Source organism: Bradyrhizobium barranii subsp. barranii (assembly GCF_017565645.3).
GTDB classification, from domain to species: domain Bacteria; phylum Pseudomonadota; class Alphaproteobacteria; order Rhizobiales; family Xanthobacteraceae; genus Bradyrhizobium; species Bradyrhizobium barranii.
The window spans coordinates 7,720,097-7,736,700 of sequence record NZ_CP086136.1 but is presented as its reverse complement, the minus strand read 5'-3'; the positions used below and the strand labels follow the sequence as shown (position 1 = coordinate 7,736,700).

At 62.5% G+C, this 16,604-nt stretch carries 12 protein-coding genes; 9 read left to right on the top strand and 3 right to left on the bottom strand.

The annotated features are described in order from the left end of the window. The first annotated feature begins 38 nt into the window (after positions 1–38). The 6 genes from tssK to J4G43_RS37660 are packed head-to-tail and all read left to right on the top strand — an operon-like array spanning position 39 to position 9,771. On the top strand, positions 39–1,376 hold the full coding sequence (gene tssK, locus J4G43_RS37685; RefSeq protein ID WP_208088020.1) for a type VI secretion system baseplate subunit TssK: 1,338 nt from the start codon (positions 39–41) through the stop codon (positions 1,374–1,376). Next, on the top strand, positions 1,373–2,899 hold the full coding sequence (tssL, locus tag J4G43_RS37680) for a type VI secretion system protein TssL, long form (RefSeq protein WP_208088019.1): 1,527 nt from the start codon (positions 1,373–1,375) through the stop codon (positions 2,897–2,899). Before tssK ends, tssL begins: the two co-directional genes overlap by 4 nt. 43 nt (positions 2,900–2,942) lie before the next feature. Further along, positions 2,943–6,485, top strand: a complete 3,543-nt coding sequence (tssM, locus tag J4G43_RS37675; RefSeq protein ID WP_208088018.1) for a type VI secretion system membrane subunit TssM — start codon at positions 2,943–2,945, stop codon at positions 6,483–6,485. After that, positions 6,482–7,183, top strand: a complete 702-nt coding sequence (tagF, locus tag J4G43_RS37670) for a type VI secretion system-associated protein TagF (RefSeq protein WP_208089522.1) — start codon at positions 6,482–6,484, stop codon at positions 7,181–7,183. Before tssM ends, tagF begins: the two co-directional genes overlap by 4 nt. Before the next feature lie 6 nt (positions 7,184–7,189). After that, positions 7,190–7,966, top strand: coding sequence for a PP2C family protein-serine/threonine phosphatase (locus tag J4G43_RS37665; RefSeq protein ID WP_208088017.1), 777 nt, complete (start codon positions 7,190–7,192; stop codon positions 7,964–7,966). Continuing rightward, on the top strand, positions 7,963–9,771 hold the full coding sequence (locus tag J4G43_RS37660; protein WP_208088016.1) for a serine/threonine-protein kinase: 1,809 nt from the start codon (positions 7,963–7,965) through the stop codon (positions 9,769–9,771). Before J4G43_RS37665 ends, J4G43_RS37660 begins: the two co-directional genes overlap by 4 nt. Positions 9,772–9,780: 9 nt before the next feature. Here J4G43_RS37660 and J4G43_RS37655 read toward each other — a convergent pair whose 3' ends face one another. Then, entirely contained in the window at positions 9,781–10,764 is a 984-nt protein-coding gene (locus tag J4G43_RS37655) for a DUF4424 domain-containing protein (protein WP_208088015.1), read from the bottom strand. Between the two features lie 98 nt (positions 10,765–10,862). Beyond that, complete coding sequence (locus J4G43_RS37650) at positions 10,863–11,144, bottom strand: hypothetical protein (protein WP_208088014.1); 282 nt, start codon at positions 11,142–11,144, stop codon at positions 10,863–10,865. Between the two features lie 157 nt (positions 11,145–11,301). Here J4G43_RS37650 and J4G43_RS37645 point away from each other — a divergent pair, with 157 nt between their 5' ends. From J4G43_RS37645 to J4G43_RS37635, 3 genes are all read left to right on the top strand, one after another. After that, positions 11,302–13,026, top strand: a complete 1,725-nt coding sequence (locus J4G43_RS37645; protein WP_208088013.1) for an NHL repeat-containing protein — start codon at positions 11,302–11,304, stop codon at positions 13,024–13,026. Positions 13,027–13,083: 57 nt separating this feature from the next. Then, entirely contained in the window at positions 13,084–14,862 is a 1,779-nt protein-coding gene (locus J4G43_RS37640; RefSeq protein WP_208088012.1) for a caspase family protein, read from the top strand. Between the two features lie 117 nt (positions 14,863–14,979). Further along, complete coding sequence (locus tag J4G43_RS37635) at positions 14,980–15,528, top strand: DUF4384 domain-containing protein (protein WP_225005781.1); 549 nt, start codon at positions 14,980–14,982, stop codon at positions 15,526–15,528. A 28-nt stretch (positions 15,529–15,556) separates the two neighbouring features. Here the strand turns inward: J4G43_RS37635 and J4G43_RS37630 are convergent, their stop codons facing one another. Then, positions 15,557–16,531: an alpha/beta hydrolase family protein gene (locus J4G43_RS37630; protein ID WP_225005332.1), complete on the bottom strand. Its 975-nt coding sequence runs from the start codon at positions 16,529–16,531 to the stop codon at positions 15,557–15,559. Positions 16,532–16,604: the final 73 nt, after the last annotated feature.

Here is a 16,604-nt window from a genome sequence, read left to right as displayed (position 1 = left end):
ACCACGCGGCTGCCGACAATTTCTAAGTGGATGTAGGAATGTCTTGGTACAGCAAAGTTTTCTGGTCGGAAGGGCTGTTTCTGCGGCCGCATCATCTGCAGCAGAACGACCGCTACATCGAACACTTGCTGGAAAAGCGCGTTCGCTACACGACACCATACCCGTGGGGCTTTGCCCAGCTGGAGATCGACAAAGATCTTACCGAACAGAGCAAGTTCGCGGTGCGCAATGCGTCCGGCGTCATGCCGGACGGTACGCCGTTCGATATCCCAGCGGACAGCCAAATTCCCGAAGCGATCGACGTGCCGGAGACGGCCGCAGGCCAGGTCGTCTGGCTGATGATGCCGGTCGCGGCGCCAAACGCCCGCGAGGTCGACGAGGATCGCACCGACAGCGCCAGTCGTTATGTTCGTAGTTCGGAAACCTTCATCGACTCGACCTCTGCGCTACGCATCGAGGAAGAGATCGACATCGCCTATCCGCGCTTGTCGTTTGAACTGCGCAAGAGCAGCAAGCCCGGATACATGGGGCTCGGCATCGCGCGCATTCTCGAGGTGCGCGACAGGAACATCCTGTTCGACGATAAATTCGTGCCGCCGATGCTGATCTGCGCCGCGCATCCGATCATCGATGGCTGGCTCAACCGAATCATCGGCTGGGTCGAGACCAAACTCGACGAGCTCGCGCGTTACGCGGTCGATCCGTCATCCGGCGGTGGGTTGCAGAGCGTCGACTATCTGGTCCTGCAAGTACTGAACCGTACCATTCCCGTCCTGACTCATTTCCAGCGCTCCGGCAGCGTGCACCCCGAGCGCCTGTACGAGGAATTGCTGAGATTCGCGGGTGAACTTGCGACATTTTCTACGGCGGAACGGCGGGCGCGCAACTATCCGGCTTACGATCACGACGATATCGAGAACGTCTTCACACCCTTGGTGAGCGACATCCAGGACTTCCTGAGCGCGCGATTGGGCCGGCGGGCGATCCGCCTGGAGATCATCGAGCGCGCACAGAATGCGTTCGTGTCGCCGATCCGCGATCGAGCGCTATTCCGAAACGCGACCCTGGTGCTGGAGGTTGCCGCACGGCGGCCGCTCGTGGAGATCCAGAACGATTTCCCGCACCTGTTCAAGGTCGGGCCGAACACCAAGATGAACGAGATCGTGCACGCAAACCTGCCGGGCCTGACCTTGGCGCATTTGCCGACGCCGCCGCCGCACATCCGGGCCATCACGGATCACGTCTATTTCTATCTCGACCGCAAGTCGCCGCTGTGGCCCGAATTCAGCACGGCGGCCTCGATCGGAATGCATTTCTCCGGCGACTGGCCGGAGCTTGAGCTGTATCTTTGGGCCATCCTGGAAGACAGGCCATGAGCGACAGGGACAAGCCGGTCAATCCTTTCGGTCGGGGCGAACGGACGATCATCCGTCCCAACCCCGGCGGGAAGTTGCCGCCGGCGCCGACCTCTCAGCCGCCGCCGGGCGAGGGCCCCGCGGCACGTCCAGGCTATTCGCCATCACCGGTACCCTCTCCCGGCGCGCCGGCGCCACCGCCATCATTTTCTCCTGTCCCGCAGGGCTCGAACTACGCCTCCGCGCCGGCCAGCCATCCCGCTGAGGAATGGATATCGACACCCGCGCAAGCCCAGGCGCAGCAGCCCATGCTAGCGCCAGGACCGCCGTTGCGCGTCGACGATCTCGTCGCGCCAAATGCCAATCCAGTGATGCGCGCTGCGGGCCCGTTGCTGCAGTTGCTTGGTCGGTTGCGGGTGGCGCTCATGCGCGCGTCATTCGCGAGTTTGATGGAGCAGGTTGCAGACGCGATCAAGTTCTTCGAGAAGGACATCCGTTCCGCGGGCATATCCGAGCACCAGGCCAACACAGCGAAATACATCCTGTGTGCCACTGCCGACGATATCGTGCAGCACATCCCGGCCGAGGAGCGCCACGTCTGGACGCAATATTCGATGCTGAGCCGGTTCTTCGGCGAGCGTGTCGGCGGCGTCCGTTTCTTTGAGATTCTCGACCATTTGAAGGTTGATCCACTGGTCAACTATCCGGTCCTCGAACTTCAGCACGCCTGCCTTGCGCTTGGTTTTCAGGGCATTCACCGGACGTCAGCGGGCGGACTTGCGAACCTGCAGCTGATCCAGCGTAACCTCTATGAATTGCTGCGCCGGGTCCGGCCGAAGACGATGAGCGACCTGTCGCCCAACTGGCGCGGCCAGGCGCTGGCGGGGCGCCGGCAGCGCCTGCGCGTTCCGGTCTGGCTCGTCGCGGCTGTCGTCGCCGCGCTGCTGACCGGGTCCTACTTCGTCCTGCGGACGCTCCTCGCTGGCCGGGCAGAGAATGCTGCCGAGGTAGCGCTCGCGCTCCATCCAGCCGGCCCGATCGAGCTCAAGCGCCAGATCGTTGCACCACCGCCGCCGCCTCCACCTCCGCCGCCACCGGATCGCATCACCCAGTTGCAACGCATCCGCAACGCGCTCGCGAAGGAGAACACCGCCTGTGCCATGACGGCGGACCAGACCCCGAGCTTCATCGTGATCAGGGTTTGCGACCTGGCGTTGTTCGCGTCGGGCCAGGCGACCATCCTCGACGGCTTCAAGCCGATCGCACTCCGCGTCGCGGCAACCCTCGACAAGGAGCCGGGACGGATCCGGGTCGTCGGCCATACCGACAGTTCGCCGATCCGCACAGTCCGCTTCCCGACAAATTTCGAGTTGTCGGTCGAGCGCGCCAAGGCGGTTGCCGCGGCATTGAAGCCTGGCTTGACCGATGGTTCGCGCGTCGACGTCGAGGGCAAAGGAGCAGATGCGCCGATCGGTAGCAACACGACACCCGAGGGACGCGCCAAGAACCGGCGCGTCGAGATCTTTATCGAACGCAGCGAATAGGCAGATACCGCCGGGTCAGGTGGTTTGCGACAGGTACGGTTAGATGCTTGCCAAGGACATTCTTCGCATCGTTCTCTACGGAGTCGGGCTCAGCTCGCTCGGAGCGGTGATCTATCTCGCCGGTCCCTTCATCGCGTTCGGCGACTGGCGGCCGCTGGAGAACCATATCGTCCGGCAGATCGCTATTCTGCTGCTCACCACGGTCGTGGCAGGCTTCGTTGGCCTCAATCTGTTCAAGCGGCGCAAGAGTGCCAAGGAGATTGCCGATGGCATCGCTGGTGCGGACCAGCCTGTCAGCGATGAACCGGTGCTCAAGGAGCGCATGAAGGATGCGCTCGCGACGCTGAAGACCGCCAGCGGCAACAAGTCGGGCTATCTCTACGATCTGCCGTGGTACGTCATCATCGGTCCGCCCGGCGCCGGCAAGACCACGGCGCTGGTCAATTCCGGGCTCAAATTTCCGCTCGCGCGCGGGGCGACGCCCGCAGCGATCGCGGGGGTCGGCGGTACGCGCTACTGCGATTGGTGGTTCACCGAGGAAGCGGTGCTGATCGATACCGCCGGCCGCTACACGACCCAGGACTCCAACAGCAAGGCCGACAAGGACAGCTGGCTGGCGTTCCTGGACATCCTGAAGAAAAGCCGGTCGCGCCAACCGATCAACGGCGTCCTTGTCGCCATCAGTATCGAAGACATCCTGACGCTGCCGAAGCAGGAACTCGCACTTCACGCCGATGCCATCAGGATGCGCCTGCTCGAGTTGCATCAGAGGCTCAAGGTCAGCTTCCCGGTCTACGCGCTATTTACCAAAGCCGATCTCGTTGCCGGCTTCACCGAGTATTTCGCCTATCTCGGCGAGGCCGGCCGCCGCCAGGTCTGGGGTGCCACGTTCCAGACCGCAGACAAGACCCAGAATCTGGTGGGGCAGATCCCGGTCGAGTTCGACCGTCTGCTGGAGCGCCTGAGCGAGGAGACGCTCGACCGTCTGCAGGACGAGCCGACGCCCCAGCACCGCGTGCAATTGTTCGGCTTTCCGGCACAGATGGCGCGGCTCAAGCCCCAGATCCACGACTTCCTCAACCAGATCTTCGAGCCGACGCGCTATCATGTGAACGCGAACCTGCGCGGTTTCTACTTCACCTCGGGTACGCAGCAGGGCACGCCGATCGACCAATTGATCGGGTCGCTGGCACGTACATTCGGCGCTGAGGAGGTCGGTTCCGGATCCTATTCGGGCACGGGCAAGAGCTTCTTCCTCGCCGATCTGATTTCCAAGGTCATCATCGGCGAGGCCGACTGGGTCTCGACCGACCGTGCCGCGGTGCGCCGCGCGCTGATCCTGAAAACCGCGGCCCTGTCGTTGATCGGCCTGGTCTCGATCGGACTGATCGCAGCTTGGCTGATGAGCTACAAGCGGAACTCCGATTTGATCGAGCAAAGCCTGCAGGCGGATAGCGAGTATGCGGCCGCCGGCGCACCACTTATCAAGCAGACGCTGATTGCCGATCATGATCTCGACAAGGTGCTGCCGCTACTCTACCGGCTGCGCAACGCCCCGGCAGGCTACGGATCGCGCGGCGAGTCGGTGCCTCTGTCGGCTCGCTACGGGCTCAGTCAGCACGCCCGGCTGCTGTCGCCCTCGAAGGCGGCTTATCATACGGCGCTTGAGCGCATGTTCCGGCCGCGCCTGCTGTATCGCCTCGAGGAGCAGCTCAATGCGCGCATCAACGAACCTGCCTTCGTCTACGAGGCGCTCAAGGTCTATCTGATGGTCGGCGGCCTGCAGTCGCCGGACCGCGAGCTGATCCGCTCCTGGATGCAACGTGACTGGGCGGACAACCTCTATCCTGGCGCCACCAACGCGGAAGGGCGGCGTCTGCTCGACGAGAACCTCGTGGCAATGTTCGACCTCGAGACCGAGCAGCCGCCGCTGGTCGAACTCGACGGCCGGTTGATCAAGCAGGCCCAGAGCTCCTTGGCGCGCCTGAGCGTGTCGCAACGTGCCTACGAGTTTCTGAAATCGGAGGCTCGCGCATCGACCGCTGGCGACTGGATCGCTAGCCGCCATGGCGGACCCGACATGGGTGTCGTGTTCGAAACCACGACGGGGCAGCCTTTGGACGCGGTGCGGGTACCTGAGTTCTTCACGTATAACGGCTTCCATCAGAAGTTCGTCGCCCGGCTGTCCGGATTGTCCGAGCGGATGAAGCGGGAGCGATGGGTTTTGGGTGATGCAGGCCAGCAGTCGGCCATTGACCAGCAGTACGACAATCTGGCCGGCGATCTGCTCAACATCTATTCCAACGATTTCGTGACGACCTGGCGAACGGCGCTCGGGAGCCTGCGCCTGAAGAAGCTGCTCGCCGACAAGCCGAAATACGAGGTGCTGCGGGCGCTTTCGGCGCCGACCTCGCCGATGCGGCAAATTCTGGAATCGGTGCGCGACGAGACGGTGCTGACCAAGGAACGGGCGAAGCCGGCGAACGCTTCGGCGCCAGCTGCCGCACCGGCGCCGGCACTCTTCACGAATGCCCAGGATGGACCGCCTGGCGCGACGATCGAGGCACAGTTCAAACCTTACCACGCGGCGCTCGAAGGCGAGAGCACCCGCCGGCCGATCGACTCGACCGTCGCGAACCTGAACGACATCGCGCAGAACCTGACGTTGATCATCGAGAATCCCCAACTGACAGCACAGGCCACGGCTGCACTTCAGACCCAGGTCGCAGCGCTCCGCAACAATGCCTCGCGCATGCCACCGCCATTCTCCGACATGCTGCGCGCAGCAGCCGCGGAGTTCGAAGGCAGCATCGCGGCTTCAACCGCCGGGCAAATCCTGCAAACGTTGCGCGATCAGGTCACGCCGGTCTGCCAACAGACCGTGACCAACCGCTACCCGTTTGTCCGCAGCAGCGGCCAGGAAGTCCCGCTGGCGGATTTTGCCAAATTATTCAGTCCGAATGGCGTTATGGACAAGTTCTTCACCCAGTACCTGGCACCTTATGCCGACACGTCGCGGTCGGACTGGGCTTGGCGCAAGGAGAGCCCCGTTGGTCGGTCGTTCTCGCCCGACACGCTCAAACAATTCCAGAATGCGGCCTATATCCGGGATGCGTTCTTCCAGACGGGCGGCGGTGTGCCCGCCGTTTCTTTCGCGATCCGGCCTCCTGGGGCACCGGGGCCAGGCGTGACCGTTAAGACCGAGATCGGCGGCACCACGATTGCGAGCCCAACCATTCCCGGACCGGCCACGTCGTCCTTGTTCGGCGGTCCGCAACCGACGCCACCGCCACCACCACCGCCTCAGAGCAACTCGCCAACGACCGTCCTATGGCCGGGCCCAGCGCCGCGAACGGCAATTTCAGTTAGTAACGACACCGGCGCGCCATCCGTGCTCGAGCGCATTGGTCCCTGGTCGTTATTTCGGATGCTGGAGGCGGGCTCATTGGTTGTGAAAGCGGAAACGGCCAGCGCGACTTTCATCGTCGCGGGGCGCGAGCTCAACTATCAAATTTCGACTGGGTCGTTGCGCAACCCGCTGAACCTGTCAGTGCTGCGCGAGTTTCGTTGCCCGACCGGGATATGACCATGCGTTGCGGGCTATTCGGCAAGATCGGCGCCAAGCGCGATTTCATCGCGATCGCGACCCCGCGCAGCTTCCTGGAAGCCTGGGAGCCGTGGGTACAGGCCGCGCTGTCAGCAAGTCGCCACCAGCTTGGCCCTGGATGGCAGCAAGCCTTTCTGACCGCGCCGGTCTGGCGATTTTGGCTCGGCGCCGCGATCTGCGGCACGACAGTGGCGGGTGCGATCATGCCCTCGCTCGACGGGGTGGGGCGATACTATCCCTTGACCCTGCATGCGGTGACCGGCGAGGCCGTCTCGCTGCCGCCGCCGAGCATTGATCCGCAGGACGAATGGTTCGGGCAAGTGGAGGCGTTCATGCTTTCGACCCTGGATCGGGCCGCAACCTTCGAGCAGATCTCCGATGCATTGGATCGGCTTGCGGTACCACGACTGCAGGAGACCATCGCCGGCGGTCCGGCGATCACGTCGCTCGGTACTGCGACAATGGGAAGGCCTTCGGCGGTCGACGCCTTCGCGGAGTCGTTTGCAGCACTTTGCGCCGCCAACCCACAAGTCTACGCCGCGGCTAGCTTCTGGTGGACCGCGGGAGGGGAAGGCTTTCCGCCAATGGCGCTGAGTTGCCGCGGATTACCAGATCCGTTTCACTACATCACGCTGCTGACCGGTGATCTCGGCCACGCGGCATCCGGGAATGGATGACACGCGATGGCGCATATTCCATCCTTGTTCGATGTTGGTAGCGTCACCCATGCCGGACGGGTGCGGGAGCGGAACGAGGATTCATGTTTGGTCCGAACCGACGTCGGCCTTTGGGCGGTCGCCGACGGTATGGGTGGTCACGAGGCCGGCGATCTCGCCAGTCGTATTGTCGTGCAGTCGCTGGACGCGATCGGCACGCCAGAATCAGCCGCAGACCTGCTGGCGGAATGCGAGGAGCGGCTGTTCAGCGCAAACCAGCAGATACTGGCGCTAAGTCATGAACGACAGGGTGCCACCGTCGGGACCACAGCGGCGGTTCTGCTCGTTCGCGATAGCTACTATGCCTGCATATGGGCGGGTGACAGCCGGGTCTACCTGATCAGTCGTGGCGCAATTAGCCAAGTGTCGCATGATCACAGCGAACTGGAGGAGCTGATCGCCGAAGGTGCGCTTTCGCGCGAAGACGTGAATGATTGGCCGAGCAATGCCATTACTCGTGCCGTCGGTGTCGCCGATGATCCGGAATTTGAGGTGGTGACAGGCCCGGCCGAGCCGGAGGATATCTTCGTGATCTGCAGCGATGGCCTGACCAGGCACGTGCAGGACGACGAGATCCTGCAGCACGTGGCTACGCGACGCGCCCAGGCGGCTTGCGATGACATGCTCGCGCTGGCTCTTGATCGTGGCGGGCTTGACAACGTGACGATTGTGATCGTGCGACTGCTGACGCCACGATCTCAGGAGGCGACAAGATCTCCGCTCAATCGGGAGCCGCAACCATGACCCCGAACGATCCGTTCCGATCGTCCTATCACGGCGTGCCGCCCGGCACGCGTCTCAACGGCATTTACGAGATCGAAGCGGTGATCGGCGCGGGCGGCATGGGTGAGGTCTACAAATGCCGTGAGATCCAGACTGGATCGCCTGTTGCAGTGAAAATGCTGCTGCCCGACATGGTTGACAACGAGGCGGCGCTCGCGCTGTTCCGTCGAGAGGCCGCGGCACTCCACAATCTTCCGCATGACGCGATCGTTCGCTACTTCCTGTTTACCGTGGAGCCGGTGCTGCAGCGACCTTATCTCGCGATGGAATTCGTGAATGGCCGCTCGCTCTCGAACATGCTCGATGATGGGCCGTTGACCTTCGAGGCGCTGATCAAGCTGATGCAGCGCGTCGCATCGGGACTGGAGGCCGCCCATGAGCACGGCATCATCCATCGTGACGTTTCTCCGGACAACATCATCGTTCCGCTCGACGACGTCAGGCGGGCCAAGATCATCGACTTCGGCATCGCGCGGTCGACCCAGATGGGTGACAAGACCATCATCGGCTCGGGCTTCGCCGGCAAGGACAATTACGCATCGCCGGAACAGGTTGGGTTGTACGGCAATGACGTGACTGCGAAATCCGATGTCTACAGCTTCGGTCTTGTGCTGTTCCATGCGCTGACCGGGCAGAAACTCGACATGGGCGGCAGCCAGTTTCAACTGGTGGAGAAGCGCCGGCGTGTGCCCGATCTCGGTGCGGTGGATATGCGAATCCGGCCTTTGCTGGAGCGGATGCTGCAGCCTGATCCGGCATTGCGCCCGACCATGGGGGAGGTCGCCAGCTGGACGCCAACCGGATCGGCCCAGACACCGGCCGCGCCGTTATATGGCTTCGATCCGCTACGGCGGCCGGAAAGCGCGGCACCGGCGTCGCAGGACAGGATGCCGTCGACCGCGCGGAGCGCACGTGGCCTCTGGCTGGGGGCGGGCGTGGCGGCATTGTTGCTGCTGGTCGGCGGTGGTGGATATGCCTTCTACAAGCTGGTCTGGTCAGCGCCCGGCACCGCGGTCTTGCCGCCACCGCCGAAACTCGCTGGAACAATGGTGCCGCCGAAGGTCGAGCCCGCTGGACCACAGTCCGGACGCCAAGAGACAGAGAAGTTGTCCGCGCAGCCGACGGCAACGCCGTCTCCGGCACTCGATGGGCCGGGGCGAGCTGACCGCATCCGCAAATACGTGGCCCAATATTCTGGCGGTGACTGCTTCTTTGTCTTGCCGATTGCTGTGAGCCAAAATGCGGCTGTCATCGAAGGGTTCGGTGCCTCGACCGCCCCATTCGACACCTTCGACAAAGCGTTCCGGCGTGAGCAGGGTTTCGAAGCTTCGGTCGGCGTCAGGCAAGTGACCCAGGCGCAATGCCCAGCCGTCAAGTTCTTGAGTCAGGTCGGGAGCGATCAGGCGCGAATGCCACGCATCACCCTGTCAGCGACAGAGCTGAAGGGCGGCGAAACCCTCAATGGGACCATTGAGAACTTTGCCAACCGCGTGGTGGAGCTGCTCATGGTGTCGGATCGCGGCGAAGTCCAGAGCCTCTCTTACCTTCTGAAGCCGGGCATCGACTCACTTTCGTTTAGGCTCCCGACAGCACGCGCGAGCGGTCCGCAATTGCTGTTGGTCGTGGCGGTTCCGCAGGTTCTGGACTCATTGCGCCAGCCGCGACCGATGGCTGCCGACACGTTCTTTCTGCAGGCGCTAAGCGAGGCTCAGCGCAACAAGGTGACCGTCATCGCGGCCGCGCGCTACGTGCTGCTCACCAATTGACCGGCACGCTCAGAATGTTCCGATCACCAGGATTTTCAGGTCGGCATCCGGCTTGAAGTTGCTTGCCGTATATTCAAGCATGTTTCCAGTCGCGGACGATGCCTTTAGCCGCCCAGGACAGAAGCTCACCAAACGGTCGCTGCCGCCTGGGTCGATAGTCAGTTTGAATGAGCGGATCGGCCCGGCCCAATTCGCGCCGGTCTTGAGCACATACGATATGCGCCGCTCCTGCAGCTTCGCGCTGTTGGTCTGGTTACTGCCCGCGCGCTTGTCGAGTTCGGCGAGGAACGTATCCTGGACGCAGTACTCTTTCCGGTAACGGGCGACTTCCTGAGCGAGTGCGCCGCTGCGGCGCAGGCTCGAGCGCAGGATGGTGTCGGGACTGGAGCCGACGCTCGGCCGGTACTGGTGTTCGACCAAGACGGTGCGCATGGACGGAAACACCTGCTGACGCACAGCCGAGGTCTTGATAACCCAACCCGGCGCATACTGCTGCCGACCGTTGTCGCTCATTCCGGCAGGTATCAGAAGTCCGTCGTCCACGAGCCGGGCCCGGGTCGCCTCGGGCAGGTCGTTCACCCGGATCTCGCGGCTACCAATCGGCAGCAGCGGCAACTTGAGTTCGCGGAGCAGGGCGCTGACATCCTTGTTGCCGACCATGGCGCGCTGATCGACGGTCAGCGGCGCCGGGCTGCCATCGACCTTGGTCTCGAAGTCGACGAAGTTGATCGGATCATTTGACGGCAGTGCGATGTTCTCAGCCTCCGACAGGTCGATGTCGGGCAGCGGAAAGGCAACAGTAAGCGTGACCGGCTTGGCGGTGACGTTGGCGAATTGGTAGCGAACGCTAATCCTGTCGAGCGCGATACGAAGGTTCTCGCTCTCCATGGCCACGTCATTGGTGCGTACGAACTGGAGCCCGCCGATCGACAATTCCGCAGCTGAGTCGTTGGCGCGTGCCGGCCAGCTTGTCGCAACCAGCAGCGCGACCATGGAGGCCCGTATCCAGAACGATGGTCGGGGGGAGGGTCCGTTCGGCAAGCTGGTCTCGATGCGGCGTCGCAGCATATGCTGGTTCCATCCGATGCGGGTCAATCGATCGGCTGATAAAGATCGCCCCACTCGGACTTCCAGACCCCGTCTGGATCGCACACTACGAGCGCGAGCTTTACGTCGTTTGCCAGCCGGATCGCGCCACGAAAAGCATCCTGAGCCGGCAACGGCGCGCTGACCTGGTCGGTGGTCAGCCGTCCCCCGCTCGCGGCGGCCGGCAGCACGATCGATCCGGAGATACCGTCATTGTCGCGTTTCAGGACAAGCGTGATCGCGTCGGGCTGGACTTCGCTCACCTGCTCAAATCTATTCCGGGCCATGTTTTGCACCGCAAGCTGAAGACATTCGGACTATCACCGTCCAGTGATAGATTGAACGTGATTGAGATTGCTCACCACTAATTGACGCGCCGCATCAACGGCATCTCGGATTAGTCGATCCGACGCGGCGATCGGTTCGGGGTACACTGAGGCGAACATGCTTCGTCCAAATCATTGGATCTGGGTCTTCATCGTCGGCGCTGGCATTCTTGGAACCAAGGCGTACGCCGACGATACTGTCGTACGCAGCTTTGCGGGCGGTTCGGCTGCTTCCATGGTCGGCATCGTCCCGGCCAGCGAGGACGTGGAACTCGCGGGACCGCAAGCACTCAGCGCCGACGGGCAGGGCAACCTGTTTGTGCTCGATCAGATCAACGGTCGCATCCTCCAATTTGATCCGAAACAGCCGAGCTCAGATCCTGACGTTCTCAACATGCCGAAAGACGTCCAGCCGACGGATCTCGTCGTCCACAATGACGACATCATGGTTTGGGACGGCGGCGTACGGACGCTGAAGGCGGCGCCGGGGCAATCCACGCGCGGCCTCGGTGGTGATGTGATCCAGCTTGAAGAGGTCTCGAGCCGCGGCGTGGACGACCAGGTCGCTGTCTCGGCTTTTGCCCAGATGGGATCACAGGCGCCAGGCAGCGCGACCGACTTGCTCGACCAGAACACCCGCGCGGCCATCATCAAGACGACGCGGCAGCCCGACCGGCAATATGTTGCCTCTCGAAGCAAGGGCTCGGTAATCGCCGATATCATTCCGGACAAGGGCAACGCCAGCGTACGGGTCGAAATCCAGACCATGGTCACCAACGAGACGATCGGCCAGCTCGGCCTGCGGGTGCGCAACCAGCTCGGCACGGTAGAGTTTCTCGAGATTGACAACAGTGACCGCTTCTATGTGTTGGCGGAGGACATTCCGCCATCGGGAAAGAATGCCTCTACGTTCGTCGCACGCTATGCCGCGAACGGGCGTCTCGAAGGAATCTATGAGCTTCCTTTGGAAAACACGCCGCTGACCCGGCGGTTCGTCACGGTTTCGGGCGATGGCGATGTCTATTTCCTGCGGACCAAACCGGATGGTATTGAAGTGGTCGGCGTGGGCTTCAGGCCTCTGACCAACGCTTCGATTATCGACGTGCGGCCGTCGCGAACGGCAGCCGCGCCGGCACCGCAATCCGGCGTCAAATTCGACGCGTCGGCCGCCGTGAGACCGTCCAATCGCCAGCAGGCGATCGAGACGGCGTTTGCGTTCGAGGGCATCCAGTGGAAGCTGACGCAGGCGAATTACGGCAACGATCCCGACAGCCAATGCAGCGGCTTCAGCCGTGTTCGTCGGCCGTGGTATCTGCAGGGAAAGGTGAACCAGGAGGTCCGCGGCGTACCCTATTGCTGGGGCTGCCACGGTTCACTCGCGAACTTCCGGCAGCGGATCGAGAGCGGGACGCTGGCTGGCAATGTGTGCACTCGCAATGCGCCACGGCCGGATGTGGCTGGCGTCGATTGTTCGGCATTCGTCAGCGCCGCGTGGGGGCTCTCCGTCCACTACACGACTGCCGCTATTCCTGCGATCGCAGCCCCCGTGGCAAATCCCTGGGACCTGAGGCCCGGCGATGCGCTGAACAAGCCGGGCTCGCACGTGATGTTGTTCCTGCGGTTCACGCCGGATCGCAAGGCCGAGGTGATGGAATCCTCGACCGGCGGCTGCAACGGCCGCGTCTGCCGCAACGTCTACCCGTTGGCGAGCCTGCTTTCGCGCGGCTACGTTCCGGTCCGCTTTCGAGCCTTCGCGGACGATCAGACGGCAGTTTCAGCGAGCGCCTATCAGGAAACCGAACAATCGCCGGCGGGCCGCAAAACGGCAAGCAAAAGGCGCTGAACCCGGTGTGTCGCCAGAGCTACAAAATGGGTAGGCATGATGTCGAGGTGGATCACGATGCGGATGCCCAGAGGATTTGATTGCGGGATCAGGCGGCTATGCGCCACCATCGGGCTCGCTGCGTTGATCGGACTGATAACCCCTCACGCATATGCGGCAGGAGGACTGTCGATCAGCAATCCGGACGGGGCGGCGGTGCGCGCGCTCGTGATCGGGATCGATGACTATCAGCACGTGCGGAAATTGAAGGGCGCGGTCGCCGACGCCACTGACATCGTGACCAGCTTGAAAAGCATGGGGGTTGGCGACGTCGTCGTACTGACGAACGCCCAGGCCGACAGGGCAAGCGTCCTGCGCGAGATCAGTGCACTGGTGGAGCGGACCAAGAACAACGACCTCATCTTTCTGTCGATCGCCGGTCATGGCACCCAGGAGCCGGAGCGCGTCAAGGGCTCGGAGCCGGACGGAATGGAAAACGTGTTCCTGCTGCCAGGCTTTGGAACCACGCCAACCGGATCCGTTGAACGTGTTCTGGGCAGTGAGTTCAACCATTTCATCCGGCAGTTCGAGCTGCGCGGGGCGAGGGTGATCTTCGTGGCTGATACCTGCCACGGCGGTGGTATGGTGCGCGATATCGATCCGCGTGCCGCTGAGATGAGCTTCCGGCAGGTCCCGCGTTACACGTTGCTGGTCGACGAACTGAAGCCGGTGTCGGACAGCAACGATCCGAAGTCAGAGCTCGATCTTGACCACACGGCGTTCCTGGCTGCGGTGGACCGCTACACCAAGGCGCCGGAAGTCCGCATCCCTGGCATCGATGGCCTGCGCGGGGCTCTCAGCTATGCGGTCGCGCGGGCGGTGGAGGGGAGCGCGGACATCAATCACGATGGGAAGGTGACGCTCAAGGAGCTTTTCAGCAATGTTCGGCAGGTGGTCTATCAGCTCTCGGACCAGCGCCAGAACATCGTGACCGTATCATCGCCGCCTCAGACGCCGGATATCGACGTCGCCTTCGAATTGACGCGCGGTGTCGTGCTGATTCAGGGGCCGGCCGCGAGAGCGGCCTCTGGGCCGGCCGGATCCGGGGCCATCGAGGGACAGGCGCCCGCGCCGCCGTCTGTCACGGCCAAGGCACCAACCATTCCGACCCTTGCCGCGGCGGCAACCAAGGAACTTCCGGCCGGCGACGCGCCGGGGCCTCTCCGCCTCGCTGCACCAATCCGGCTGGCGGCGCTCGACGGCAAGACGAGCTATTTTGCAAGCGTGAAGCCAAAAGATGTTCCCGTGCAGGCGGTCCAACCGACGGACAATCCCGACCTGATCTGGGATCCCGTGTCGCACGACGTGATCGCGTGGGGCGACGTGGTCGCCTACGGGATCGACGTTGCAAACCTGCCGACGGTAGTCGACCGGACCGCGGCAATTCGTGAACTGAAACGCATTGCGACCCGGTCGCCGCAGATCATGCGCATCTGGCCAGACGATCGCCAACAGCGTGCTGGCCAGACCGTCGAAGTTGACCTGTCCGATGTGGCGTCAAGGGCGGTGCTGCTGTTCAATGTGTCTGGCGATGGCACCATCCAATTGTTGTATCCGGTGGGTTCTGATGCGGCGCTGGCCCGATCGGCGAGTTTGCGCCTACCGCTCAGGGTCGGCGAGCCGTTCGGTGCGGAACAGATCGTTGCGGTGACCTCGCAGCAACGCATGGTAGATCTTGAGACAGCCCTAATGCAGTTCAACCGGCGTCGCGCCTCGGGGCAAGTGATCAAGAGTCTCGAGCGTTACTTGCCCGCAGACGCGCGAATCGCCTCGATCGGCTTCTTCAGTGCCCCCTGACTCTTAGGGGAGCAGACCATGCCGTCATCGCAGCCGATCCGCCAGGCGCGACCATGGCTCGCATTCCTGCTGCTACTGGCGGGTAGCGGAGCTGTGCCCGCAGCACCATTGCCGACGGTGTCGTTGCATGTCGGCACGACGTACGCACGTTGGCTTTGGCCTGTACAAGCGGTGCGCGGGCAGACCAATGCCGCGAGTGTGTCCCTTCAGATCCTGCCGAGCCAGACCGTCAACGTCGGCGGCAAGGTCTCGTTCGGCGTCACCGCCAGGAAGACTGGATATCTCATTTTGGTCGACGTCGACGCGGAAGGGCGGATGTCCCAGATCTTTCCGACCCCCGAGCTATTGGCGCAGTCGAACGAACGCGACATCAATCTCGTCAAGCCGGGTGTCGAATTTGTTGTTCCTGCCCCGGCGGCGCGACAGCGTGGTTTTGAATATGTCGTCGCACCGCCGACGGGGTCCGCAGTGATGATCGCCATCCTGAGCGAGCGACGCGTGCAATTGCTTGATTTGCCGGACATGCCCCGCAAGCTGGAAGGTCAGGCCGACGCATTGAGCTATCTATCGGCCTGGACCAGCGAGCTGCGCGTGCCGGACAACAGCAGCGGAAAGCTGGCGACGAACAATTGGTCGTTCGACGTCAAATCTTATTCCATCAAGTGAGTCCTGTGAAGCTTGGGTTATAGCTTGCTCAGTCGGCTGAAGAAGCCACCCGGGCGATCATGTAATGAATGTCCTTTGGAAAGGGAAAAGCGCTGCGAACGTTGGAAATTGCGTGCTGGAGGAATTCCCCGCGCTGCGGCGCTGGCTTATGCCGCGGCTGGTCCGCGACCTGCGGTATCATGAAGCGATCCACGAAAGCCGGGTCAAGATCGTTGACCCTGACCATCTGGCCAAATGCCGGGAATAGATCGTGATGACCCAAGCTTACGCTGAGGTTCTTAAGGGCAGGGCGCTGAGGCTGAGTTTGATTGCCATCGGTCGTCGCCAGCCCACGCCCGATCAGGTCCAGCTTCACCGATTGCGGCAGAGTTGATGGACCATACACGATCTCGAGCGCCCGGCCGCTCTGTCCGGACAACCATTGGTACCAGAAGGTCGCATCATCGGGCCGCGCATTGGCACCGTAGAGGCAGTCAAATCCCCAACAGGCCGTCAGCTTGCCCTGATACTTTCCGAGGCTCCCGACGAGATTACGCATGCCGTTACCGCCGCCGGAGTGGCATGCGATGATGAGCTTGCCGATCTGGAGCTGAGGAATGGACGTCGAGGAGAGACCCAGGAACCTGGCAAGAGCTCCAAGGATCTCCTCGATATAGCGTTCGCCCCAGTTCGCGGTTGCCAGGTCAGACACGCTGTAGTTTCCGGCAAAGGTGTCGCCAACGGCATATTCGTAGCCCAGGAACGGCGCGATAAGCACTACGTCCTTGCCGGAATCCCGGACCTGTTCGCGCAGCCGCGCTGGATCGCTGTGGAAGAGGAATTCATGGTTTTTGACATAGAAGCCGTGAAGCCAGATCACGACGTCGAACTTGGTGGCAGATGTTGGGTGCTTTGGCGGAAGATAAACCGCCGTCGGCTTCATGCCGGGTGCCTGCCGCTTCGTAAAGAGCGTCACCCCGGGAAAGGCGTTGGCGTCCTTTTGCTCAAGCTCACACGCAACCACGCAGGTCGCTCCGCTTCGGCCAATCCAGGCACGGACCTGGATGACCCAGTATTAAGCTCTGCCGCCCGTCACA